This window comes from Afipia sp. P52-10 (assembly GCF_000516555.1).
GTDB lineage: Bacteria > Pseudomonadota > Alphaproteobacteria > Rhizobiales > Xanthobacteraceae > P52-10.
This window is the reverse complement of the sequence record NZ_AZSJ01000007.1, coordinates 1,042,101-1,067,671: the sequence shown is the minus strand read 5'-3', so window position 1 is coordinate 1,067,671 and position 25,571 is coordinate 1,042,101. Positions and strand designations below refer to the sequence as shown.

Sequence of the window (25,571 nt, the reverse complement as noted above, 5' to 3'; positions counted from 1 at the left end):
CGCCGCCATCATGCAAGGCGCAGGAGATCGCAAATGGCCATCAAGACGGCGATCACGGAGATGTTCGGCATCGACCATCCGCTCTTGCTGGCGCCTATGGCCGGCGTCAGCGGCGGCGCGCTGGCCGCCGCCGTGAGCCGGGCAGGCGGTTTAGGAATCGTCGGCGGCGGCTATGGTGATCGCGATGATCTGGCGCGCGAGCTCTCCGCTGCGGGCAATGCCCCGGTCGGTATCGGCTTCATTACCTGGTCGTTGGCCAAGCAGCCGGATTTGCTTGATCTTGCGCTCGATCGGGCGCCCAGGGCCTTGTTCCTGTCGTTTGGCGATCTTGCGCCGTTCGCGCCCAAGATCAGGAAGGCGAACGTGCCGCTGGTCGCGCAGGTGCAAACGGTGGCGCAGGCGAAGCATGCCTTGGCCAACGGAGCGGACGTTCTGGTCGCGCAGGGGACGGAAGCTGGCGGCCATGGCGCTGCGCGGGCAACCTTGCCGCTGGTCCCTGCGGTGGTCGATATCGCCGGAACCGTTCCGGTGCTCGCGGCCGGCGGCATCGCCGATGGCCGGGGGCTTGCTGCCGCTCTGATGCTCGGCGCGGCCGGGGCGGTCTGTGGAACCGCGTTCTTTGCCAGCACGGAATCATTGGTCCCACCCGGTCTGAAACAGGGGGCGGTGGATGGCTCCGGCGACGACACCGAGCGCGGATCGGCGGTCGATCTGGTGCGGGGGCTGGAATGGCCGAAGCCTTGGACCATCCGCACCCTTCGCAATGGCTTCCTGCGGCGTTGGTCCGGCGATCTGGAGGGGTTGCGGGTCAGTCTGGCTGAAGAACGCCCGCGCTATCTGGCGGCGCGGGAACAAGGAGACCCAGACATTGCGGCGGTTATCGTCGGCGAAGGCGTCGATTTCGTTCGCGCCCAGCGCCCTGCCGCCGTGATTCTTCGCGATCTGGTCGAGCAGGCAGAAAGATGCCTGCGAAACGGCGGCAGGTTGCTGGGCTAATCCTGCTGTTGCGCTGAAGTTTTTGCTTGGCAACGCGGGGGCGAGCCGTTACATAGCCACCCGCGGGCGTACTGGCTTCTGGCCGGTGCGCCTGTATGCGCTTATCGGACAATGCGAGGCTGGCGCTTTGCCCTTGATCGGCCACGGGTTGGCTCGTTGAGGGGAAGAGTTCACTCGAACGTCCGTTGCGCAGGGGGCGTCCGCTTCGGCGGCGTATCCCATCCTGTCCGAGACTGCAGGCGCCTACGGATGAACGTCAGTTCTGCCAAAGGCTTAATCGCATGGCCTGCATAGACGGGTGAAGACCGGATTTCGGCCTGCCGCTGGCGGGCCCTTGAAGGTTCGAACCTCGACACCTCGCTTCGCTTCGCGAAACGAGAGGGCAGGCATCTTAAGCTGTCGTCAGGTCGCGGCCGTGCTCGGGCAACCGGGTGGGCGGGCAGGACGGCGAGTGCAACCCGGTGGCCGTGCGTTCGCGTAAGGCTGCCAACCGGAGAGAGCTTGCTGTGGAACGGGCGGCAAAAAAACAGGCGATCGAGGATTTGAACGGGGTCTTCAAGGCCACCGGCGTCGCGATCGTTGCTCACTATTCCGGCCTCACCGTTGCTCAAATGCAGACCCTGCGGAAGCAGATGAAGCAGGCGGGCGCCTCGGTGAAGGTCTCGAAGAACCGTCTCGCCAAAATTGCTCTTGAAGGCACGGATGTCGCTGCCATCGGTTCCCTGCTGAAGGGGCCGACGGTGATCGCCACCTCGGACGATCCGATTGCGGCACCCAAGGTCGCCGTCGAATTCGCCAAGACGAACGAACAGTTCGTCATTCTTGGCGGCTCGATGGGCAAAACCGTCCTGGATACCAACGGCGTCAAGGCGCTTGCCTCGCTGCCGTCTCTGGACGAACTGCGCGGCAAGCTGGTCGGCCTCCTCGTGGCGCCGGCAACCAAGATCGCCCAGCTCACCAATGCGCCTGCGGCCAAGGTCGCTCGCGTGGTCCAGGCCTATGCCTCAAAGGGCGAAGCGGCGTAAGGCTCTTCGCTAATCTCAACTGGTTCGAACTGATATCAAGGAAGAAGACAAATGGCTGACTTGCAGAAGATCGTTGACGACCTCTCGAGCCTCACCGTGCTCGAGGCTGCCGAGCTCGCGAAGCTCCTGGAAGAGAAGTGGGGCGTTTCGGCTGCTGCCGCTGTTGCAGTGGCTGCTGCTCCGGGCGCTGGCGGCGGTGGTGCCGCTGCGGCTGAAGAGAAGACCGACTTTACGGTCGTGCTTGCCGCCGCTGGCGACAAGAAGATCGAGGTCATCAAGGAGGTTCGCGCGATCACCGGTCTCGGCCTCAAGGAGGCGAAGGATCTGGTCGAGGGCGCTCCGAAGCCGCTCAAGGAAGGCGTTGCCAAGGACGAGGCCGAGAAGATCAAGGCCCAGCTTGAGAAGGCTGGCGCCAAGGTCGAGCTCAAGTGATTTTCGATGCCGGGGGCTTGCCCCCGGCATTTTCCGGCCTAAATATCTGGTCGGACACAAGAAAGTGTGGGGATTTGCGGGATTTCCCCTCGAATTGCCACGATCGCCGCTCTATAATGGAGGGGCAGCAGGATAGCACGACCTGTGGTGGACCGGCCGGGTTCGCTGCAGGACGTTGGGAGACGGGTCATTTCGGGCTTTTGTAGTCCGTAACGGCAGTTTCGGAACGTGCGGGGCGCAGGGTTGCGCCCGGCGCGTTCTTTTGCGTTCCGGTTTTGGGAGCCGTTGGATCAGGAAAAATTTCCTGAATTGACGGGCGTTCCGCGCTCCGGACGGCGTTGATTTTGACCCTGGGGTGCGGTGGCGGCCGCATTCTGGACGAGCCGCTTCGGCGAGCGGCATGAGATGAGAGGACACAATGGCGCAACAAACGTTCATCGGTCGCAAGCGTGTTCGCAAGTTCTTCGGACAAATCAAGGAAGTTGCAGAGATGCCGAACCTCATCGAGGTTCAGAAGGCGTCCTATGACCAATTCCTGATGGTGGAAGAGCCGGCGGGCGGGCGTCCGGACGAGGGCCTGCAGGCGGTTTTCAAGTCGGTGTTTCCGATCTCGGATTTCTCCAACACCTCGATGCTCGAATTCGTTCGTTACGAGTTCGAGGCGCCGAAGTATGACGTGGACGAGTGCCGCCAGCGCGGCATGAACTTCGCCGCTCCGCTGAAGGTGACGCTGCGCCTGATCGTGTTCGATATCGACGAAGAGACCGGCGCGCGCTCCGTCAAGGACATCAAGGAGCAGGACGTCTACATGGGCGATATCCCGCTCATGACCATGAACGGCACCTTCATCGTCAACGGTACCGAGCGCGTCATCGTTTCGCAGATGCACCGTTCGCCCGGTGTGTTCTTCGATCACGATAAGGGCAAGACCCACTCGTCGGGCAAGCTGCTGTTCGCTGCCCGCGTGATTCCGTATCGCGGCTCCTGGCTCGACATCGAGTTCGATGCCAAGGACATCGTGTTCGCGCGTATCGATCGTCGCCGCAAGATTCCGGTAACGTCGCTGATGTTCGCGCTCGGCCTCGACGCCGAAGACATCCTGTCGACCTTCTACAAGAAGATCATCCACAAGCGCGCCAAGGAAGGCTGGCGCGTGCCGTTCGACGCGACCCGTTTCCGCGGTTACTCGACCATCAACGATCTGATCGACGCCGACACCGGCAAGGTCGTGCTCGAGGCCGGCAAGAAGCTGACCGTACGTGCCGCGCGTCAGTTGCAGGAGAAGGGCCTGAAGGCGCTGCGTCTGTCGGACGCCGAGCTCGTCGGCATGTACCTCGCCGAGGATCTCGTCAATCCGAAGACCGGTGAGATTCACGCCGAAGCCGGCGAGGAGCTGACTGAGAAGTCGATCAAGGCGCTGATCGAGGAGGGCTACAAGGAGCTGCCGCTGCTCGACATCGACCATGTCAACGTCGGTCCCTACATCCGCAACACGCTCTCTGCTGATAAGAACATGACGCGCGAAGACGCGCTGTTCGACATCTATCGCGTGATGCGTCCGGGCGAGCCGCCGACACTCGAGTCGGCGCAGAACATGTTCCAGTCGCTGTTCTTCGATGCCGAGCGCTACGACCTCTCCGCGGTCGGCCGCGTGAAGATGAACATGCGTCTCGACCTCGACGCGCCGGACACCCACCGCACGCTGCGCAAGGAAGACATCCTTGCCGTCATCAAGACGCTGGTGGACCTGCGCGACGGCAAGGGCGAGATCGACGACATCGACCATCTCGGCAACCGCCGGGTGCGTTCGGTCGGCGAGCTGATGGAGAACCAGTACCGCATCGGTCTGCTGCGCATGGAGCGCGCGATCAAGGAGCGCATGTCGTCGGTCGATATCGACACCGTCATGCCGCAGGACCTGATCAACGCGAAGCCTGCGGCCGCCGCGGTGCGCGAGTTCTTCGGCTCCTCGCAGCTGTCGCAGTTCATGGACCAGACCAACCCGCTGTCGGAGATCACCCACAAGCGCCGTCTGTCGGCGCTTGGCCCGGGCGGTCTGACCCGCGAGCGAGCCGGCTTCGAAGTGCGCGACGTGCATCCGACGCACTACGGCCGTATCTGCCCGATTGAGACGCCGGAAGGTCCGAACATCGGCCTGATCAACTCGCTCGCGACCTACGCGCGCGTGAACAAGTACGGCTTCGTCGAGACGCCGTACCGTCGCGTCAAGGACGGTAAGGTCACCGACGAGGTTGCGTATCTCTCGGCGATGGAGGAGGGGCGTTATCACGTCGCGCAGGCCAACGTGCCGCTCGACGCGAAGGGTCGCTTCACCGACGAGCTCGTCGTCGCGCGTCACGCCGGCGACGTGTTGCAGGTGACGCCGGACAAGGTCGACTACATGGACGTGTCGCCGAAGCAGCTCGTTTCGGTCGCCGCGGCGCTGATTCCGTTCCTTGAGAACGACGACGCCAACCGCGCGCTCATGGGCTCGAACATGCAACGTCAGGCGGTGCCGCTGGTCCGCGCTGAGGCGCCGTTCGTCGGCACCGGCATGGAGGGTGTGGTCGCGCGCGATTCGGGTGCTGCGATCGCAGCGCGCCGTTCGGGCGTGATCGACCAGATCGATGCGACCCGCGTCGTTATCCGCGCCACCGAGGATCTCGATCCGACCAAGTCGGGCGTCGATATCTACCGGCTGATGAAGTACCAGCGCTCGAACCAGTCGACCTGCATCAACCAGCGTCCGCTGGTGAAGGTCGGTGATATCGTCAAGAAGGGCGACATCATCGCCGACGGCCCGTCGACCGACATGGGCGAGCTCGCGCTCGGCCGTAACGTGCTCGTCGCGTTCATGCCGTGGAACGGCTACAACTTCGAGGACTCGATCCTGCTCTCCGAGCGGATCGTCAAGGACGACGTGTTCACGTCCATCCACATCGAGGAATTCGAGGTGATGGCGCGCGACACCAAGCTCGGACCTGAGGAAATCACCCGCGATATTCCGAACGTCTCGGAAGAAGCGCTGAAGAACCTCGACGAAGCCGGTATCGTCTACATCGGCGCGGAAGTGCGCGCCGGCGATATCCTCTGCGGCAAGATCACGCCGAAGGGCGAGAGCCCGATGACGCCGGAAGAAAAGCTTCTGCGCGCCATCTTCGGCGAAAAGGCCTCTGACGTGCGCGACACCTCGCTCCGCGTGCCGCCGGGCGTGCAGGGCACGATCGTCGAAGTGCGTGTGTTCAATCGTCACGGCGTCGACAAGGACGAGCGTGCGCTGGCGATCGAGCGCGAGGAGATCGAGCGTCTCGCCAAGGATCGTGACGACGAGCAGGCGATCCTGGACCGCAACGTCTACAACCGCCTGGCGGAGCTTCTCGAAGGCCGCCAGGGCATCGCCGGTCCGAAGGGCTTCAAGAAGGATACCAAGATCACCCGCGCGGTGCTCGACGAGTATCCGAAGTCGCAGTGGTGGATGTTCGCATCGCCGAACGACAAGCTGATGGCCGAGATCGAGGCCATGCGGAAGCAGTACGACGAGTCGAAGAAGGGCCTTGAGCAGCGCTTCCTCGACAAGGTCGAGAAGCTGCAGCGTGGCGACGAGCTGCCGCCGGGCGTGATGAAGATGGTCAAGGTCTTCGTCGCGGTGAAGCGCAAGATCCAGCCGGGCGACAAGATGGCCGGCCGTCACGGCAACAAGGGTGTCGTGTCGAAGATCGTGCCGATCGAGGATATGCCGTTCCTGGAAGACGGAACGCATGCCGACATCGTTCTCAACCCGCTCGGCGTGCCGAGCCGCATGAACGTCGGTCAGATTCTCGAGACGCACCTTGGCTGGGCGTGTGCGGGCCTCGGCAAGCGCATCGCGCAGGCGGTCGATGCGTATTACTCGAAGCAGGACGTCAAGCCGCTGAAGGAGACCTTGAAGAAGGTCTACGGCGAAGACGAGACGATCAAGTCACTGGGCGACAACGAACTGATCGAGCTCGGTCGCAACCTCAGCCACGGCGTGCCGATCGCGACGCCGGTGTTCGATGGCGCCAAGGAGACGGACATCGAGGACATGCTGAAGCTCGCCGGCCTCGACGCGTCGGGCCAGTCGACGGTGTATGACGGCCGGACCGGCGATCCGTTCGATCGCAACGTGACGGTCGGCTACATCTACATGCTGAAGCTGCACCATCTCGTCGACGACAAGATCCACGCCCGTTCGATCGGCCCGTACTCGCTCGTCACCCAGCAGCCGCTGGGCGGCAAGGCGCAGTTCGGCGGTCAGCGCTTCGGCGAAATGGAGGTCTGGGCGCTGGAAGCCTACGGCGCCGCCTACACGCTGCAGGAAATGCTGACGGTGAAGTCGGACGACGTCGCCGGCCGGACCAAGGTCTACGAGGCGATCGTCCGTGGCGACGACACGTTCGAGGCCGGTATTCCGGAGTCGTTCAACGTGCTGGTCAAGGAAATGCGGTCGCTGGGTCTCAACGTCGACCTGCACAATTCGAAGCAGGCGCCGACGCAAGAGGCGGCCGAGTAACACGATGTCATGGCCGGGCTTGTCCCGGCCATCCACGTCTTCGCTGCGCGTGATGGCTTGACGATGTGGAGGCCCGGCATGGACCGGGCATGACGAACGGAAACTTCTTACGCCGACACTGGTCGGCAAGCGGAGAAGACGATGAACCAAGAGATCATGAATCTTTTCAGCCCGACGACGCCGGCTCAGGTCTTCGACCAGATCCGGATTTCGATTGCGAGCCCTGAAAAGATCCTGTCGTGGTCCTACGGCGAGATCAAGAAGCCGGAAACGATCAACTACCGCACGTTCAAGCCCGAGCGTGACGGCTTGTTCTGCGCGCGTATCTTCGGACCCATCAAGGATTACGAGTGCTTGTGCGGCAAGTACAAGCGCATGAAGTACAAGGGCATCATCTGCGAGAAGTGCTCGGTCGAGGTGACGCTGTCGCGCGTCCGGCGCGAGCGCATGGGCCATATCGAGCTTGCGGCTCCGGTCGCCCACATCTGGTTCCTGAAGTCGCTGCCGTCGCGCATCGGCTTGCTGCTCGACATGACGCTGAAGGATCTCGAGCGCATCCTGTACTTCGAGTACTACGTGGTGCTGGAGCCGGGTCTGACCGCGCTGAAGGATCGCCAGCTGCTCTCGGAAGAAGAGTATCTGCGCGCCCAGGACGAGTACGGCCAGGACAACTTCACCGCCAAGATCGGCGCCGAAGCCATTCGCGACTTGCTGGCCGGGCTCGAGCTCGACAAGCTCGAGGCGGACCTGCGTGCCGAGATGTCTGCGACCGACAGCGACATCAAGCGCAAGAAGCTCGCCAAGCGCATGAAGATCGTTGAAGCCTTCCGTATCTCCGGCAACCGGCCGGAGTGGATGGTGATGACGGTCATTCCGGTGATCCCGCCGGACCTGCGTCCGCTCGTGCCGCTCGACGGCGGCCGGTTCGCGACGTCGGACCTGAACGATCTCTATCGCCGCGTCATCAACCGTAACAACCGCCTGAAGCGGCTGATGGAGCTGCGCGCGCCGGACATCATCATCCGCAACGAAAAGCGCATGCTGCAGGAAGCCGTAGACGCGCTGTTCGACAACGGCCGCCGCGGCCGCGTCATCACCGGCGCCAACAAGCGTCCGTTGAAGTCGCTGGCCGACATGCTCAAGGGCAAGCAGGGCCGCTTCCGTCAGAACCTGCTCGGCAAGCGCGTCGACTATTCAGGTCGTTCGGTGATCGTGGTCGGCCCCGAGCTGAAGCTGCACCAGTGCGGTCTGCCGAAGAAGATGGCGCTCGAGCTGTTCAAGCCGTTCATCTACTCGCGGCTGGACGCGAAGGGCCTGTCGACGACGGTCAAGCAGGCGAAGAAGCTGGTCGAGAAGGAGCGTCCCGAGGTTTGGGATATCCTCGACGAGGTCATTCGCGAGCATCCCGTGCTGCTGAACCGCGCGCCGACGCTGCACCGCCTCGGCATTCAGGCGTTCGAGCCGGTTCTGATCGAGGGTAAGGCGATCCAGCTTCACCCGCTGGTCTGCGCCGCCTTCAACGCGGACTTCGACGGCGACCAGATGGCCGTGCACGTTCCGCTGTCGCTCGAAGCGCAGCTCGAAGCGCGCGTGCTGATGATGAGCACGAACAACATCCTGCACCCGGCGAACGGTCAGCCGATCATTGTGCCGTCGCAGGACATCGTGCTCGGTCTCTATTACGTCACGCTGCTGCGTGAGGGTCTCGGCGGCGAGGGCAAGGCGTTCGGCGACATGGCCGAGCTCGAGCATGCGCTGCATTCGAAGGTCATCCACCTTCACACCAAGATCAAGTATCGGTGGGAAGGAACGGGCGAGGACGGCAAGCCGGTGCGCAAGTGGTACGACACCACGGCGGGCCGTGTGATGCTCGGCCAGCTTCTGCCGAAGACTCCGAAGCTGTCGTTCGACGCGGTCAACAAGCTGATGACCAAGCGCGAAATCTCGGGCCTGATCGATCTCGTCTATCGCCACTGCGGCCAGAAGGACACCGTGATCTTCTGCGATCGCATCATGGCGCTCGGCTTTTACAACGCGTTCAAGGCCGGCATCTCGTTCGGTAAGGACGACATGGTGGTCCCGCACTCGAAGTGGAAGATCGTCGACGAGACCCGGACCTACGCCAAGGAATTCGAGCAGCAGTACAACGACGGCCTGATCACTCAGGGCGAGAAGTACAACAAGGTGGTCGACGCCTGGTCGAAGGCGACCGAAAAGATCGCCGAGGAGATGATGAAGGAGATCTCCGCCGTTAAGAAGAATCCGCGCGGCGGCGAAGCTCAGGTCAATTCGATCTACATGATGGCGCATTCCGGTGCGCGTGGTTCGCCGGCGCAGATGCGTCAGCTCGCCGGTATGCGCGGGCTGATGGCAAAGCCGTCGGGCGAGATCATCGAGACGCCGATCATCTCGAACTTCAAGGAAGGCCTGACCGTGCTCGAGTACTTCAACTCGACCCACGGCGCGCGTAAGGGCCTTGCCGATACGGCGTTGAAGACCGCGAACTCGGGTTACCTGACGCGGCGTCTGGTCGACGTGGCGCAGGACTGCATCATCACGTCCGATGACTGCGGCACCAAGAACGGCATCAAGATGCGCGCGATTATCGATGCGGGTACCGTTGTGGCGTCGCTGGCCTCGCGTATCCTCGGCCGCACCACGGCCGAAGACCTGCGCGATGCAGCATCCGGCAAAACGATCGTCAAGAAGGGAACGTTGCTCGAAGAGCAGCACCTGGATGCGATCACCCAGGCTGGCATCCAGGAGGTGAAGATCCGCTCGGTGCTCACCTGCGAGCTCGAGAACGGCGTTTGCGGCAAGTGCTACGGGCGTGATCTTGCCCGCGGTACTCCGGTCAACCACGGCGAGGCGGTGGGCGTCATCGCCGCGCAGTCGATCGGCGAGCCGGGCACGCAGCTGACGATGCGTACGTTCCACATCGGCGGCGCGGCGCAGATCAACGAGCAGTCGTTCGTCGAATCCAACTTCGACGGCACGGTGCGGATCAAGAACAAGTCGATCGCCCGCAACTCCGACGGGGACCTTGTCGCGATGGTCCGCAACATGGTCGTCGCAGTGGTCGATGCCGACGGCACCGAGCGGGCCACGCACCGTATCCAGTACGGTTCGCGGATGCGCGTCGATGACGGCGACGCGATCAAGCGCGGTCAGCGCATCGCCGAGTGGGACCCGTATACCCGCCCGGTGCTCACCGAGGTCGAAGGTACCGTTGCGTTCGAGGATCTCGTCGAAGGACAGTCGATGTCCGAGACGGTCGACGAATCGACCGGTATCGCCAAGCGCGTGGTGACCGACTGGCGGACCTCAAGCCGTGCGGCTGACCTGCGTCCGGCGATCGTCATCAAGGGCAAGGACGGCAAGGTTCTGAAGGTGGCGCGTGGCGGCGATGCCCGCTACATGCTGGCGGTCGATGCCATTCTGTCGGTAGACGCGGGTGCCAAGGTGAAGGCGGGCGACGTGATCGCGCGTATCTCCACCGAAAGCGCCAAGACCCGCGACATCACGGGTGGTCTGCCGCGCGTGGCCGAGCTGTTCGAAGCGCGCAAGCCGAAGGATGCGGCGATCATCGCCGAAATCGCCGGCACGGTTCGCTTCGGCCGCGACTACAAGAACAAGCGCCGCATCTCGATCGAGCCGACCGACAAGACCGAGGAGCCGCGCGAGTATCTGATCGCGAAGAGCAAGACCGTGCACCTGCAGGATGGTGATATCGTCGAAAAGGGTGACTTCATCGTCGAAGGCAACCCGGCGCCGCACGACATCCTGGCGATCCGCGGGATCGAGGAACTGGCCGCTTACCTGGTGAACGAAATCCAGGAAGTGTACCGGTTGCAGGGCGTGCTCATCAACGACAAGCACATCGAGGTGATCGTTCGCCAGATGCTGCAGAAGGTCGAGGTGACCGACGCTGGCGAGACCGATCTGATCCAGGGCGATCAGATGGATCGGATCGAGTTCGACCACGTCAACATCAGGGCCAAGGAGGAAGGCAAGAAGCCGGCTTCCGCGGTTCCGGTGCTGCTCGGCATCACCAAGGCCAGCCTGCAGACGAAGTCGTTCATTTCGGCGGCTTCGTTCCAGGAGACGACACGCGTGCTTACCGAGGCGGCGGTCAACGGCAAGGCGGATGCGCTCGAGGGCCTGAAGGAGAACGTCATCGTCGGCCGGCTGATCCCGGCGGGCACTGGCGCTTCGATGACGAGGATTCGCGAAGTCGCCGCCAAACGGGACAAGCTGATCCTCGACGAGCGCGAGAAGCAGGCTGCTCAGACCGCGGTTGTGACCGAGGCGCCGCAGCCGGAGCCGGTGGCCCTGCCGCCGGCGGAGTAGATTGTTCTTTAGACGTAACACCTGTTGGAAAAAGGCCGGGGCGACCCGGCCTTTTTGCTGTTTCGCCTATTTTTTGCTGCCCGAGCTTGCTTTGTTCATCTTCCTTTCAGGTGAAAAAGGCCTTTCTTATAAGGCCCGTAGAGCGACCGTGCGGGCCCTATGGGTCCTTAAGTTTTAAGGTTTCAGGTGACGTAGAGCGGCCGTGTCCGAGGAAGGGGCAAATGCTCGATCTGGCAATTGTTGGTGGAGGCCCTGGCGGGCTGATGACCGCCTGGTACCTGCGTAAGAAACTTGGCCCGCTCTGTAAGGTAACCATCTTCGAGGCGACCGAACGTCTCGGCGGCAAGATCGTATCGCGTAAGTTCGACTCCGCTCCGGCGATGTATGAAGCCGGCGTTGCGGAAATCTACGACTATTCGATGCTCGGACCGGACCCGCTGCGCGAATTGGTGCAGCACCTTGGCCTGCAGACGATTCCGATGGATGCCGAGCAGGTGCAGCTCGACGGCGAACTGCTGGACGACGTGCGCGGGATGCGTCGCAAGTACGGCAACAAGACCGCTGATGCGATCGAGGCCTTCCGCAAGCGCTGCACCGAGATGATCTCGCCGCAGGAGTACTACGAAGGTGTCGGCGCGCACGATAACGAGCATCCATGGGCCTTCATCAACTGCGAGGAACTGCTGGACCGTGAGGTGAAGGACCCGGTCGCGAAGCGTTTCCTCAAGGTGATGGCGCGTTCCGACATCGCGACCGAGAGCCACAACACCAACGGTCTCAACGCGCTGAAGAACTTCGTGATGGATATCGATGGCTACATCGGCCTCTATTCGATCCAGAACGGCAATGAGCAGATCATCGAGCGGCTGCGCGAAGAGATCGACGCCGACATCCAGTTCAATCATCGGGTGCTGAAGGTCGGAAAGGGCGAGAACGGCCGCTATCAGCTGAATATGATGAACGGCAAGGGGCCGGAAACGCGCGATTTCGACCTCGTGGTGATGTGTCTGCCGCACAACTGGCTGTCCACGGTCGGCTGGGACAACGAGCAGCTGCGCAAGTCGATGGTCAAGCATGTCGCTTACTTCGATCGGCCCGCGCATTATCTGCGCGTGGCGCTGCTGTTCGACGAGCCGTTCTGGGGCGACCGGATTCCCGGCGCCTGGTTCATGTCGGAAGCGTTTGGCGGCTGCTGTGTCTATGTGGAAGGCGCCCGGCACGATGTCGGCCGTAATGGCGTACTGAACTTCCTGATCGCGGGCTCCGACGCGCTTGCCTATGTCAATCTGCGCGACGATCAATTGATCGATGCGGCGTTGAAGTCGTTGCCGGCTTCGCTCGGCGATGCCCGCGCCCATCTGATGGAAGGCAAGGTGCACCGCTGGCTGTCGTCGGTCAATGCGATTCCCGGCGGCCTTCCGGTACGCGACGTGCTGACCAACCATCGGCCTGAGCCGAAGGACCATGCCGGGCTGGTGGTCGTTGGCGACTACCTGTTCGATTCGACCCTCAACGGCCTGTTCGATTCCTCCGATGCCGCAACGGACCTGATCCTGACCGAGACGATCAAGCTTCGCTATGCGAAGGGTAAGGGCGCCCGGCCGATGGCCGACAAGATCGATCGCGTATATTTCGACAACTATCGCGGCGTCGGGCCCTACAGCGAGGTTTGGAACCAGTTCACCGATCCCGACTACCTGATGACCTTGATCAAGCTCGTCTGGAACAGGGCAAAAAATTACAAGCTCCTGATCGCAGGCTCAGCGAGCGGCGAACTGGTCGGCGCCTTGCGGGAGCGCGGCATCGATGCCTGGGGCGTCGAAAACAACCGCGCGATCCATGCCAAGACGCCGAAGGCGCTGCGCAAATACAACGTGCTCGGCTCGATCACCGATCTGCCGTTCAAGGATGGCCAGTTCGACTTCGTGTTCGAGACCAGCCTCTGCCATGTGTCCGACAAGCAGGCGCCGAAGGCGGTCCGAGAACTCCATCGCGTCGTCAAAACCGGTCTGGTTTTCGGGTCGGTGACCAGTGATCTGCCGGCGGCGCTGATCGACAAGTACGATCTTCTGCGCGGGGTCAAGAAACTCGGCACCTGGTGGGAGTGGTCCGAGCTGTTCTTCGGCAATGGCTTCGACCTGTCGATGCATCGCCGCGATATTACCGATGCTTTGTGGGAGGCCACCCTGGCCGCCAACAAGGGGCCTGGCCACTGGTATGCCGACGCGGATTCGCTGCGGTACTCCTTCTTTGACAAGACTTCCGAGGATGATTAACCGCAGATCGATGCGGGCAGGGCGCGGCTATTGAGCCGCCGCGGCAGTCCGTGTCATCCTGCCATCAACCTCCATCGGTAGTCCTGTTGCATGGCGTTGCCGCCGAAATCTCCATCAGACGAGCGCCCGGCGCCCGATAGCGAAGCTATGGCCGGAGCCGACCCGGCGCAGCCCGAGAAGCCTGTAGCGGCGGCGGGCGATGCCGATCCGGACAAGCTCGCCGAGACCGGCCCGGTGTCCGAGGCGACGGCGGATATTGACGACGATGAGGACGATGAGGATCTGATCGTCTTCACCGCCCGCGAAGCGGCCGGTGCTTTCGCGACCCTCTACCGTTTCACGTTGCCGTTCCTGAAGAACTACAAGAAGGGACTGGCGATCGTTGGTTTCGGCCTCCTGGTCGAAACGCTGTTCAACGTCATCATGCCGTTGAGCCTCAAATTCCTCATCGACGACGCGTTGAATGAGGAGGATCTTCAGGTCCTCTACACGATCCTGATCGTGCTCGCGGTTGCCGGGGTTTTCACCTCGATCATCGCCGTCTGGTACGAACTGTGGGACGCGCGAACATCATCCGGGCTCATTGCCGATGTCCGCACACGGCTGTTCGAGCATGTCCAGAACCTACCGTCGGCCTTCTTCGCCAAGACCAAAAGGGGTGAAGTTCTTTCGCGCTTCTCGGTCGATATCGCGGCGTATGAAGGCTCGATCAAGCATCTCGCCAATGGTGCGCTGCTGCCGTTCATGGAGCTCATCGCCGGCATCGGCCTGATGATCTACCTGAACTGGCAGCTCGCGGCTGTGGCGCTCTTGATCTTCCCGATCACGCTGATCGGACCGCGCATCCTGACCCCGAAGGCCGTGCAGGCCAATTATGAGCAGAAGGTCAATGAGGCGGCGATCCTCGGCGTGGTGCAGGAGAATGTCGGCGCGCAAGCGGTCGTGAAGGCCTTCGGCCTGCAGCGCCGGGCGCTTGGCTGGTTCTCCCTGCGCAATCATGCGGCACGTTTCAGCATGGTTCGCGCGACGTTCCTTTCGACGATGGTGGAGCGGACCGTCACGATCTCGGTGCTGTTGCTGCATCTCGTGGTCTTGGCGATCGGCGCGTATCTTGCGACTACCGGGCAGATCACGATCGGGACGTTCGTTACCTTCGAAAGCGCCTTCTGGGAGATTTCCTACAATATCGCCCATCTGATGCATTTCATTCCCGTGGCGATCCAGGCGGCAGCCGCCACCCAGCACATGCAGGAGTTGTTGGACGAGCCCGCGCGCGGAGCCGACCGTCCCGGCGCGCCCGATATGCCGCGCATTACCCATGACATCACTTTCGACCGCGTCTCCTTTGCTTACGAAGGGGCGGACCATCCGGTGATCGACAATCTGTCGCTGAAGATTCCCGTTGGCCACAGCGTTGCGGTGGTCGGGCCGAGCGGCTCCGGAAAGAGTACCCTGCTCAATCTGATCCTGCGTCTTTACACGCCGACCGAGGGGCGGGTGACCATCGACGGCGTCGATATCCGCCGCGTGACGCGCGATTCCCTTCGCAGCAGCATGGCGGTCGTATTCCAGGAAAACATGCTGTTCAACATGTCGCTGCGCGAGAACATCCGCCTCGGTAAGGAAGGGGCCACCGACGACGAGGTCGAGGAGGCTGCGCGCAAGGCGGAGATTCACCGATTCATCATGAGCCTGCCGGATGGGTATGACACCGTTGTCGGCGAGCGTGGCGACACGTTGTCGGGCGGGCAGCGGCAGCGCATTGCGATCGCGCGCGCGATCGTCCGCGATCCCTCGATTCTGCTGCTGGACGAGGCAACGTCGGCGCTGGACCAGACCACCGAGGCTGCGATCAATCGGACACTGCTCGCGCTGGCGAAAGGGCGCACCATGATCTTCTCGACCCACCGCCTGACGTCGGTGGTCGATATGGACGAGATCATCGTCATCAGCGGCGGACGGGTGGCCGAGCGCGGCTCACACCGCGAACTGCTGGCCAAAGGGGGCGCGTACGCCAAGCTTTGGGAGGATCAAATCCATCGACCGCATGCGCAGCCCGAGGCGGATGATGACGACGAAGATGATGACGACGACTAAGAGAGAAGTAGGAAGAGTTAGGAGTCGAACTGAGTCCTCATAAATAAATTTACCCGGATAATATTGACGTTACATTTCATCCGGGTATAATCTTCTCATCTTGAGGAGATTTCCAATGCTACCCATCGAACCGCAATCATGCACGGCTTTCGCGGGGCAGGCCCGCCTGGCCACAGGTTCCATCCGCGACGTGGCGTTAGCCACCAAGCGATTCGTCGACCAGGACGATTCGACGACGATTCTCATCTTCGATAACGCGACCTCGCAGCCAGTGGAGATCGATTTCCGCGGAACCGCGGACGAGGTTTTGTCACGGTTGGGCGAGCGATTCTCGGTTCCGCCAGCGACTCCGATCGCCGATACGGGGGACGGCGAGGGAGGCGCCCGACGGGCAGGCCGTCCCAAACTGGGCGTGATCGGACGTGAGGTCACCCTTCTGCCGCGGCATTGGGAATGGCTCGGCACCCAGCCGGGCGGAGCATCCGTGGCAATCCGAAAGCTGATCGACAAAGAAAGAAAATTGAGCGAATCCAAAGATTTGCAAAGGGGGCTGCAAGAGGCGACATATCGCTTCATCCATGCGATGGCGGGCAATCTGAGCGATTTCGAGGAGGCGACGCGGGCGTTGTTTGCCGGCAATCGCGAGCGATTCTTCGGCCTTACCGAGGCTTGGCCGGTCGACATTCGTGATCACGCGCGATGGCTGCTGGCCGGCGGCGCTGTCGTCAGCGCGGCCGCATGAGCCGAAGAATCGATTTTCCCCGGACCTGCCGCGGTGGATTCGGGAGGCGATAGAAGTGCTTGTTTGACGCTGGTTTTATGCCTTGACTTGCGTTGAAGCGCTGGATACAACCCGCGCACTTTACGACAGGCGGTGAGCTACGCGGCGTCGGAACGGACCACCCCTTTTTCGCTTGAGAGATGTCTCGGCGGCGAAGCGGGCACCAACCTCGACCAAAGTCGCTCAAACGCTGTCGATCAAAGCCAGGCAATGCCAAGACGATTGTCGGCCTCCTCACGGGGTCGATTTCGAATGCAAGATCTCGGTCGGCTTCTCGCCTTCTGAGGTCCTCTGTGGCGATCAAACGCTTCCCGCTCGGTGACGAGTGGTTGGCGTTGTTTCGTTTTGCGCGCCACGTTGCAGGTCGGGTTTCCGGTCCTGTTGAGTTTTTTGCGAGGCTCGCGGGTGAGCTTCGCGCGAATGAGGGATGAAGGCGAGCAATGCCGACGATCAACCAGCTGATCGCAAATCCGCGCGTCGTTCAGAAGTCGCGCAAGAAGGTGCCGGCGCTGAAGCAGTCGCCGCAAAAGCGCGGTGTCTGCACCCGCGTCTACACGACCACACCGAAGAAGCCGAACTCGGCGCTTCGTAAGGTCGCGAAGGTGCGTCTGACCACCGGCTTCGAGGTGATCGGTTACATCCCGGGTGAGGGGCATAACCTTCAGGAGCACTCGGTGGTGATGATCCGCGGCGGCCGCGTGAAGGACCTTCCGGGTGTTCGCTATCACATCCTCCGCGGCGTGCTTGATACCCAGGGTGTCAAGAACCGCAAGCAGCGCCGTTCGAAGTACGGCGCGAAGCGTCCGAAGTAATCGGGGAGTTAGAGAGCTATGTCGCGTCGTCATGCTGCCGAGAAGCGCGAAGTCCTTCCCGATCCGAAGTTCGGGAACATCGTCGTTACCAAGTTCATGAACTCCGTGATGCATCACGGCAAGAAGTCGGTCGCCGAGAGCATCGTCTACGGTGCGTTCAGCATCATCGAGGGCAAGACCAAGCAGAGCCCGCTCGGCGTGTTCGAGCAGGCGCTCGACAATGTCATGCCGTCGATCGAAGTACGCTCCCGCCGCGTCGGTGGTGCGACCTACCAGGTTCCGGTCGAGGTGCGTTCGAGCCGCCGTCAGGCGCTGGGCATCCGCTGGATCATTGCGGCCGCGCGCGATCGTAACGAGAAGACCATGACCGAGCGCCTGTCGGCGGAGTTGCTCGATGCGTCGAACAACCGGGGGAACGCCGTCAAGAAGCGTGAAGACGTGCACAAGATGGCGGAAGCCAACCGCGCCTTCTCGCATTATCGCTGGTAACGGCGAACGGAACGGACACGAAGGACAACCCCCATGCCTCGCCAACATGCCATCGAGAACTACCGTAACTTCGGTATCATGGCGCATATCGACGCCGGCAAGACGACGACGACCGAGCGCATCCTGTTTTACACCGGCAAGAGCCACAAGATCGGCGAAGTGCACGAAGGTGCCGCGACGATGGACTGGATGGAGCAGGAGCAGGAGCGTGGCATCACGATCACGTCCGCTGCGACGACTGCGTTCTGGAATGGCAAGCGTCTGAACATCATCGACACTCCAGGCCACGTGGACTTCACCATCGAGGTGGAGCGTTCTCTGCGTGTGCTTGACGGTGCGGTGTGCGTGCTCGACTCCAACCAGGGTGTCGAGCCGCAGACGGAAACCGTCTGGCGCCAGGGTGACAAGTACAAGGTTCCGCGCATCGTCTTCGCCAACAAGATGGACAAGACGGGTGCCGACTTCTTCAAGTGTCTCGACGACATCGTCGATCGCCTCGGCGCAAAGCCGGTTGCGATCCAGCTTCCAATCGGTGCCGAGAGCAACTTCAAGGGCATCATCGACCTGGTCCGCATGAAGGCGGTCATCTGGGAAGACGAGTCGCTCGGTGCGAAGTACAACGATGCGGATATTCCGGCCGATCTCGCCGACAAGGCGAAGGAATACCGCGAGAAGATGGTCGAGGCCGCCGTCGAACTCGACGACGACGCCATGACCGCGTACCTCGAAGGCAAGGAGCCGGATGAGGCGACGCTGAAGGGCCTGATCCGTAAGGCCGTGCTCTCGGGGGCGTTCTACCCGGTGCTGTGCGGCTCGGCCTTCAAGAACAAGGGCGTGCAGCCGCTGCTCGACGCGGTCGTGGACTATCTGCCGTCGCCGCTCGACGTTCCAGCCATCAAGGGCGTCGATCCGAAGGGTAACGAGGTCGTCCGCAAGGCTGACGACAAAGAGCCGCTGTCGCTGCTCGCGTTCAAGATCATGGACGACCCGTTCGTCGGCACGATCACGTTCTGCCGCATCTATTCGGGTATCCTGCAGAGCGGGACCGGCGTGGTGAACTCCACCCGCGAGAAGAAAGAGCGTATCGGCCGCATGCTGTTGATGCATGCGAACAACCGCGAGGACATCAAGGAGGCCTATGCCGGCGACATCGTTGCGCTGGCTGGCCTCAAGGAAGCCCGCACCGGCGATACGCTCTGCGATCCGGATCATCCGGTGATCCTCGAAAAGATGGAATTCCCGGATCCGGTCATCGAGATCGCGATCGAGCCGAAGTCCAAGGCCGACCAAGAGAAGCTGGGCGTTGCGCTGGCGAAGCTCGCTGCCGAGGATCCGTCGTTCCGCGTGTCGACCGATCAGGAGTCCGGCCAGACCATCCTGAAGGGAATGGGCGAACTCCATCTCGACATCAAGGTCGATATTCTCAAGCGCACCTACAAGGTTGACGCGAACATCGGTGCGCCGCAGGTGGCGTTCCGCGAGCGTGTCACCAAGCGCGTCGAGCACAGCTACACCCACAAGAAGCAGACCGGCGGTACCGGTCAGTTCGCAGCGGTGACGCTGATCGTCGAGCCGAGCGAGCCCGGCAAGGGCTACGAGTTCGAATCGAAGATCGTCGGCGGTGCGGTTCCGAAGGAATACATCCCGGGCGTCGAGAAGGGCCTGGAGAGCGTGCTGGGTGCGGGCGTGGTCGCCGGCTTCCCGGTGGTGGACGTCAAGGTCCAGCTCATCGACGGCAAGTTCCATGACGTCGACTCGTCGGCGCTGGCCTTCGAAATTGCAACGCGCGCATGCTTCCGCGAAGCGCTGCAGATGGGTAAGTCGGTGCTGCTCGAGCCGATCATGAAGGTCGAGGTGGTGACCCCGGAGGACTATACCGGCTCGGTCATCGGCGATCTGAACTCGCGTCGTGGTCAGATCCAGGGCCAGGACATGCGCGGTAATGCCAACGTCATCAACGCGATGGTGCCGCTCATGAACATGTTCGGTTACGTGAACAACCTGCGCTCGATGAGCCAGGGGCGCGCGACCTTCACGATGCAGTTCGACCACTACGCTGAAGCGCCGGCCAACGTGTCGGCAGAAGTCCAGAAGAAGTTTGCCTAATTGTCTTTGACGGTAAGTCGAAGCCTGAACGGAGAGTGTCATGGCCAAAGAGAAGTTTGAACGTACGAAACCCCACTGCAACATCGGCACCATCGGTCACGTCGACCATGGTAAGACGTCGCTGACCGCGGCGATCACCAAGGTTCTTGCAGAGACCGGCGGCGCGACGTTCACGGCGTACGACCAGATCGACAAGGCGCCGGAAGAGAAGGCGCGCGGCATCACCATCTCGACCGCTCACGTCGAGTATGAGACCCAGAACCGCCACTACGCTCACGTCGACTGCCCAGGCCACGCCGACTATGTGAAGAACATGATCACCGGCGCCGCGCAGATGGACGGCGCGATTCTCGTCGTGTCGGCTGCTGACGGCCCGATGCCGCAGACCCGCGAGCACATCCTGCTCGCCCGCCAGGTCGGCGTGCCGGCGATCGTCGTGTTCCTGAACAAGTGCGACATGGTCGACGATCCGGAGCTGCTCGAGCTCGTCGAGATGGAAGTTCGTGAGCTGCTGTCGAAGTACAACTTCCCGGGCGACGACATTCCGATCATCAAGGGTTCGGCGCTCGCCGCTCTTGAGAACAAGGATCCGAAGCTCGGTCACGACGCTATCCTCGAGCTGATGAAGAATGTGGACTCCTACATTCCGCAGCCGGAGCGTCCGGTCGATCAGCCGTTCCTGATGCCGGTTGAAGACGTGTTCTCGATCTCGGGTCGCGGTACCGTTGTGACCGGCCGTGTCGAGCGCGGTATCATCAAGGTTGGCGAGGAAATCGAGATCGTCGGTCTGAAGGCGACCCAGAAGACCACGGTCACCGGCGTTGAAATGTTCCGCAAGCTGCTCGATCAGGGTCAGGCTGGCGACAACATCGGCGCGCTGCTGCGCGGCACCAAGCGCGAGGACGTCGAGCGCGGCCAGGTGCTGTGCAAGCCGGGTTCGGTCAAGCCGCACACGAAGTTCAAGGCCGAGGCCTACATCCTCACCAAGGAAGAGGGTGGCCGCCACACGCCATTCTTCACCAACTACCGTCCGCAGTTCTACTTCCGTACGACGGACGTGACCGGTGTCGTGCACCTGCCGCAGGGTACCGAGATGGTGATGCCGGGCGACAACATTGCGATGGAAGTGCACCTGATCGTGCCGATCGCGATGGAAGAGAAGCTGCGTTTCGCCATCCGCGAAGGCGGCCGCACCGTCGGCGCCGGCGTCGTCGCCAGCATCATCGAGTAACTTTCACCATCGTTGCTGTCACGCCCCGCGCGAGCGGGGCGTCCAGTACGCCGCAGGGCTTGGTCCACAAGGCTTGGGTTTAACTTAAGAGATATGGATTGCTGGATCATCCGCCCCGCGGGTGGTGACGGTGAGAGAGAAACAAGATGAACGGCCAAAATATTCGCATCCGTCTCAAAGCGTTCGACCATCGGATTCTCGATACGTCGACGCGCGAGATCGTGAACACGGCGAAGCGGACCGGTGCGCAGGTGCGTGGACCTATCCCGCTGCCGACCCGCATCGAGAAGTTCACCGTCAACCGTTCGCCGCACGTCGACAAGAAGAGCCGCGAACAGTTCGAGATGCGCACGCACAAGCGTCTTCTCGACATCGTCGATCCGACGCCGCAGACCGTCGATGCTTTGATGAAGCTCGATCTCGCGGCAGGTGTCGACGTCGAGATCAAGCTTTAAGGATTAAAGTCCGTAAGGACGGGAACAAGGAAGCACGAAGATGCGTTCCGGTGTGATCGCACAGAAGGTCGGGATGACGCGGGTGTTTACGGATGCCGGCGAGCATATCCCCGTGACTGTGTTGAAGTTGAGCAATTGCCAGGTCTTGGGCCACCGCACCAAGGACAAGAATGGCTATGTCGCGCTGCAGCTCGGTTCGGGCTCGCGTCGCACGGTCTATATGCCGAAGGCGGAGCGCGGTCAGTTCGCCATCGCCAAGGTCGAGCCCAAGCGCAAGGTCGCTGAATTCCGCGTGACCGAGGATGCGCTGATCCCGGTCGGTGCCGAGATCACCGCCGACCACTTTGTGGCGGGGCAGTTCGTCGATGTGACTGGCACCTCGATCGGTAAGGGCTTTGCTGGCGGCATGAAGCGCTGGAACTTCGGCGGTCTGCGTGCGACGCACGGCGTCTCGGTCTCGCACCGTTCGATCGGTTCGACCGGTGGTCGTCAGGACCCCGGCAAGACGTTCAAGAACAAGAAGATGCCCGGTCACATGGGCGTCGATCGCATCACCACGCTGAACCTGCGCGTCGTGCAGACGGATGTGGAGCGCGGTCTGCTGCTCGTCGAGGGCGCAGTTCCGGGCTCCAAGGGCGGCTGGATCATGGTGCGCGATGCGGTGAAGAAGCCGCTTCCGAAGGATGCGCCGAAGCCGGGCAAGTTCCGCGTCGCCGGTGGCGAAGCTGCGGCTGCCGAGGCGCCGGCCGAGAAGGAAGGTGCGTGACATGGAACTGAAGGTCACAACCCTCGAAGGTAAAGAGTCCGGTTCGGTGCAGCTGCCGGATGCGATTTTCGGCCTGGAGCCGCGGGTCGACATCATTCAGCGCTGCGTCGCCTGGCAGCTCGCCAAGCGTCAGCGCGGCACGCACAAGGCCAAGGGTCGTGCGGAGATCTGGCGCACCGGCAAGAAGATGTACAAGCAGAAGGGCACCGGCGGTGCTCGTCACGGTTCGGCCCGTGTGCCGCAGTTCCGTGGCGGTGGTCGCGCCTTCGGCCCGGTCGTGCGCAGCCATGCGTTCGACCTGCCGAAGAAGGTCCGTGCGTTGGCGCTGAAGCATGCGCTATCGGCGCGTGCCAAGGACGGCGGCCTGATCGTGCTCGACAGCGCCCAGATTAAGGACGCGAAGACCAAGGCTCTCGCCGCGCAGTTCTCGGGTCTTGGCCTGACCAGCGCGCTGATCATCGATGGTGCGCAGGTCGACACCGGCTTCGCCAACGCCGCGCGCAACATCCCGAACGTCGATGTGCTGCCGGTGCAGGGCATCAATGTGTACGACATTGTCCGCCGTCAGAAGCTGGTGCTGACCAAGGCTGCCGTCGAAGCGTTGGAGGCGCGTTTCAAATGAGCATTGATCCGCGTTACTACGATATCATCGTCGCGCCGGTGATCACCGAGAAGGCGACCGTCGCTTCCGAGCACAACAAAGTTGTGTTCAAGGTGGCGCGCACGGCGACCAAGCCGCAGATCAAGGAAGCGGTCGAGAAGCTCTTCGACGTCAAGGTGAAGAGCGTGAACACGCTGAACCGTCCGGGCAAGATGAAAGTCTTCCGTGGCCGCTTCGGCATGCAGCAAGATTCGAAGCGCGCGATCGTGACCCTGGAAGAGGGTCATCGGATCGACGTGACGACCGGGCTGTAAGGGCGGGTAAGTCAGATGGCATTGAGAACCTACAATCCGAAGACGCCGGGCACCCGCCAGTTGGTGCTGGTCGATCGGTCGAGCCTCTACAAGGGCAAGCCGGTTAAGGCGCTGACCCAGGGCAAGACCCAGTCGGGTGGCCGCAACGCGACCGGTCGTATCACCGTGCGCTTCCGCGGCGGCGGCCACAAGCAGTCGTATCGCATGATCGACTTCAAGCGGACGAAGCTGGATGTGCCGGCGACCGTCGAGCGGATCGAATATGATCCGAACCGCACGTCGTTCATTGCGCTGATCAAGTACAAGGACGGCGAGCAGGCCTACATTCTGGCTCCGCAGCGCCTGGCCGTGGGCGACACCGTGATCGCCGGCAACTACGTCGACGTGAAGCCCGGCAACGCGATGCCGCTCGGCAACATGCCGGTCGGTACGATCGTTCACAATGTCGAGCTGAAGATCGGCAAGGGTGGTCAGCTGGCTCGTTCGGCCGGGACCTACGCGCAGATCGTCGGCCGCGACCAGGAGTACGTCATCGTTCGCTTGAACTCCGGCGAGCAGCGCCTGGTTCACGGCCGCTGCACGGGTACGATCGGTGCAGTGTCGAACCCGGATCACATGAACATCTCGATCGGCAAGGCCGGTCGTAATCGCTGGCTCGGCAAGAAGCCGCATAACCGCGGTGTCGCGATGAACCCGATCGATCACCCGCATGGTGGTGGTGAAGGTCGCACCTCCGGTGGCCGTCATCCGGTTACGCCGTGGGGCTTCCCGACCAAGGGTAAGAAGACTCGTAAGAACAAGTCGACGACCCGGTTCATCATCGCCAATCGCCACGCTCGGAAGAAGAAGTAAGGATCGCACCCCATGGTTCGTTCGGTGTGGAAGGGCCCCTTTGTCGAGGCCTCGATTTTGAAGAAGGCTGACGCCGCGCGTGCGTCGGGCCGCCACGATGTGATCAAGATCTGGAGCCGCCGCTCGACGATCCTGCCGCAGTTCGTCGGTCTGACTTTCGGTGTCTACAACGGCCAGAAGCATGTTCCGGTCGCCGTGAGCGAGGAAATGGTCGGTCACAAGTTCGGCGAGTTCTCGCCGACGCGGACCTTCCACGGCCACTCCGGCGACAAGAAAGCCAAGAAGGCTTGAATTTTGTAAGCCTGAGACGACAGGGCAGGCTTGAGGATTGAAGGCATGAGCAAAGAGAAACGAGCGCGCGCGCTGGCCGATAACGAGGCCAAGGCCATTGCGAGAATGCTGCGCATCAGCCCGCAGAAGCTGAATCTCGTCGCGGGTTTGATCCGCGGCAAGAAGGTGGCGTCTGCGCTCGCCGACCTGCAATTTTCGCGCAAGCGGATCGCAGTTGACGTAAAGAAGTGCCTCGAGTCGGCAATTGCCAACGCCGAGAACAACCATGATCTCGACGTGGACGATCTGGTTGTCGCCGAGGCGTATGTCGGCAAGGCGATCGTGATGAAGCGTTTCCATGCCCGCGGCCGTGGTCGCGCTGGTGGAATTTTGAAGCCTTTCTCGAACCTGACGATCGTCGTTCGTCAGGTCGAGGCGAGCGCTTAACAGAGCGCGGGAGAGAACGATGGGTCAGAAGATCAATCCGATCGGCTTGCGCCTTGGCATTAACCGGACGTGGGATTCGCGTTGGTTCGCGGGCAAGAGCGAGTACGGCAAGCTGCTGCATGAGGATGTCGAGATCCGCAAGATCTTGATGAAGGAGCTGAAGCAGGCGGCTGTCGCCCGCATCGTGATCGAGCGTCCGCACAAGAAGTGCCGTGTGACGATCCACTCGGCGCGTCCGGGCGTTGTGATCGGCAAGAAGGGCGCGGATATCGACAAGCTGCGCAAGCGCGTCGCCGACATCACCTCGTCGGACGTCGTCATCAACATCGTCGAGATCCGCAAGCCGGAGCTCGACGCGACGCTGGTGGCCGAGTCGATCGCGCAGCAGCTGGAGCGCCGCGTTGCGTTCCGCCGCGCGATGAAGCGGGCGGTGCAGTCGGCGATGCGTCTCGGCGCCGAAGGCATTCGTATCAACTGCTCGGGTCGCCTGGGCGGCGCGGAAATCGCGCGTATGGAGTGGTATCGCGAAGGTCGCGTGCCGCTGCACACGCTGCGCGCCGACGTCGACTACGGTGTCGCCACTGCGTTCACGACGTTCGGCACCTGCGGCGTCAAGGTCTGGATCTTCAAGGGCGAGATCCTCGAGCATGATCCGATGGCGCAGGACAAGCGCATGGCGGAAGGCGAGGGTGGCGGTGGCCGTTCGCGCCGTGACGCGGCCTGATCGAGATTAGGATTGA

The 25,571-nt window shown here is 62.1% G+C and carries 20 protein-coding genes; all 20 read left to right on the top strand.

Annotation, left to right across the window (positions count from 1 at the left end):
* Window positions 1–33 precede the first annotated feature (33 nt).
* The 20 genes from X566_RS22310 (at window position 34) to rpsC (ending at window position 25,555) form a co-directional block, all read left to right on the top strand.
* Window positions 34–996: a nitronate monooxygenase family protein gene (locus X566_RS22310; RefSeq protein WP_034471728.1), complete on the top strand. Its 963-nt coding sequence runs from the start codon at window positions 34–36 to the stop codon at window positions 994–996.
* 506 nt (window positions 997–1,502) lie between these two features.
* Window positions 1,503–2,021, top strand: a complete 519-nt coding sequence (gene rplJ, locus X566_RS22305) for a 50S ribosomal protein L10 (RefSeq protein WP_034471725.1) — start codon at window positions 1,503–1,505, stop codon at window positions 2,019–2,021.
* 51 nt (window positions 2,022–2,072) lie between these two features.
* A complete protein-coding gene (gene rplL, locus X566_RS22300) occupies window positions 2,073–2,453 on the top strand; it encodes a 50S ribosomal protein L7/L12 (RefSeq protein WP_034471722.1) in 381 nt (126 codons plus the stop codon).
* A 418-nt stretch (window positions 2,454–2,871) separates the two neighbouring features.
* Entirely contained in the window at window positions 2,872–6,984 is a 4,113-nt protein-coding gene (rpoB, locus tag X566_RS22295) for a DNA-directed RNA polymerase subunit beta (protein WP_034471720.1), read from the top strand.
* Window positions 6,985–7,125: 141 nt separating this feature from the next.
* The gene (gene rpoC, locus X566_RS22290; RefSeq protein WP_034471717.1) at window positions 7,126–11,334 is read left to right on the top strand and encodes a DNA-directed RNA polymerase subunit beta'; all 4,209 of its coding nucleotides are present in this window, start codon (window positions 7,126–7,128) and stop codon (window positions 11,332–11,334) included.
* A gap of 221 nt (window positions 11,335–11,555) precedes the next feature.
* On the top strand, window positions 11,556–13,610 hold the full coding sequence (locus X566_RS22285; protein WP_034471715.1) for an FAD-dependent oxidoreductase: 2,055 nt from the start codon (window positions 11,556–11,558) through the stop codon (window positions 13,608–13,610).
* A 147-nt stretch (window positions 13,611–13,757) separates the two neighbouring features.
* Complete coding sequence (locus X566_RS22280; protein ID WP_152540023.1) at window positions 13,758–15,707, top strand: ABC transporter ATP-binding protein; 1,950 nt, start codon at window positions 13,758–13,760, stop codon at window positions 15,705–15,707.
* Window positions 15,708–15,822: 115 nt separating this feature from the next.
* Window positions 15,823–16,449 (top strand): DUF2239 family protein, encoded by a 627-nt coding sequence (locus X566_RS22275; protein WP_034471710.1) that lies wholly within the window; start codon window positions 15,823–15,825, stop codon window positions 16,447–16,449.
* Window positions 16,450–16,928: 479 nt separating this feature from the next.
* On the top strand, window positions 16,929–17,300 hold the full coding sequence (gene rpsL / locus X566_RS22270) for a 30S ribosomal protein S12 (protein ID WP_034471708.1): 372 nt from the start codon (window positions 16,929–16,931) through the stop codon (window positions 17,298–17,300).
* An 18-nt stretch (window positions 17,301–17,318) separates the two neighbouring features.
* Window positions 17,319–17,789 (top strand): 30S ribosomal protein S7, encoded by a 471-nt coding sequence (gene rpsG / locus X566_RS22265; RefSeq protein WP_034471706.1) that lies wholly within the window; start codon window positions 17,319–17,321, stop codon window positions 17,787–17,789.
* 33 nt (window positions 17,790–17,822) lie between these two features.
* Entirely contained in the window at window positions 17,823–19,895 is a 2,073-nt protein-coding gene (gene fusA / locus X566_RS22260) for an elongation factor G (protein ID WP_034471704.1), read from the top strand.
* 40 nt (window positions 19,896–19,935) lie between these two features.
* The gene (gene tuf, locus X566_RS22255) at window positions 19,936–21,126 is read left to right on the top strand and encodes an elongation factor Tu (protein WP_034471701.1); all 1,191 of its coding nucleotides are present in this window, start codon (window positions 19,936–19,938) and stop codon (window positions 21,124–21,126) included.
* A 146-nt stretch (window positions 21,127–21,272) separates the two neighbouring features.
* Window positions 21,273–21,581: a 30S ribosomal protein S10 gene (rpsJ, locus tag X566_RS22250; protein WP_002712302.1), complete on the top strand. Its 309-nt coding sequence runs from the start codon at window positions 21,273–21,275 to the stop codon at window positions 21,579–21,581.
* A gap of 40 nt (window positions 21,582–21,621) precedes the next feature.
* Window positions 21,622–22,347: a 50S ribosomal protein L3 gene (gene rplC, locus X566_RS22245; protein ID WP_034471698.1), complete on the top strand. Its 726-nt coding sequence runs from the start codon at window positions 21,622–21,624 to the stop codon at window positions 22,345–22,347.
* Window position 22,348: 1 nt separating this feature from the next.
* A complete protein-coding gene (gene rplD / locus X566_RS22240; protein ID WP_034471695.1) occupies window positions 22,349–22,969 on the top strand; it encodes a 50S ribosomal protein L4 in 621 nt (206 codons plus the stop codon).
* Complete coding sequence (locus tag X566_RS22235) at window positions 22,966–23,262, top strand: 50S ribosomal protein L23 (protein ID WP_034471692.1); 297 nt, start codon at window positions 22,966–22,968, stop codon at window positions 23,260–23,262. The genes rplD and X566_RS22235 overlap by 4 nt, the downstream gene beginning before the upstream one ends.
* Window positions 23,263–23,277: 15 nt before the next feature.
* Window positions 23,278–24,114, top strand: coding sequence for a 50S ribosomal protein L2 (gene rplB, locus X566_RS22230; protein ID WP_034471689.1), 837 nt, complete (start codon window positions 23,278–23,280; stop codon window positions 24,112–24,114).
* A gap of 12 nt (window positions 24,115–24,126) precedes the next feature.
* Window positions 24,127–24,405, top strand: coding sequence for a 30S ribosomal protein S19 (gene rpsS / locus X566_RS22225; RefSeq protein ID WP_034471686.1), 279 nt, complete (start codon window positions 24,127–24,129; stop codon window positions 24,403–24,405).
* A 45-nt stretch (window positions 24,406–24,450) separates the two neighbouring features.
* Complete coding sequence (rplV, locus tag X566_RS22220; RefSeq protein WP_034471683.1) at window positions 24,451–24,831, top strand: 50S ribosomal protein L22; 381 nt, start codon at window positions 24,451–24,453, stop codon at window positions 24,829–24,831.
* A gap of 19 nt (window positions 24,832–24,850) precedes the next feature.
* Window positions 24,851–25,555, top strand: coding sequence for a 30S ribosomal protein S3 (gene rpsC, locus X566_RS22215; RefSeq protein WP_034471680.1), 705 nt, complete (start codon window positions 24,851–24,853; stop codon window positions 25,553–25,555).
* The last annotated feature ends 16 nt before the right edge of the window (window positions 25,556–25,571 follow it).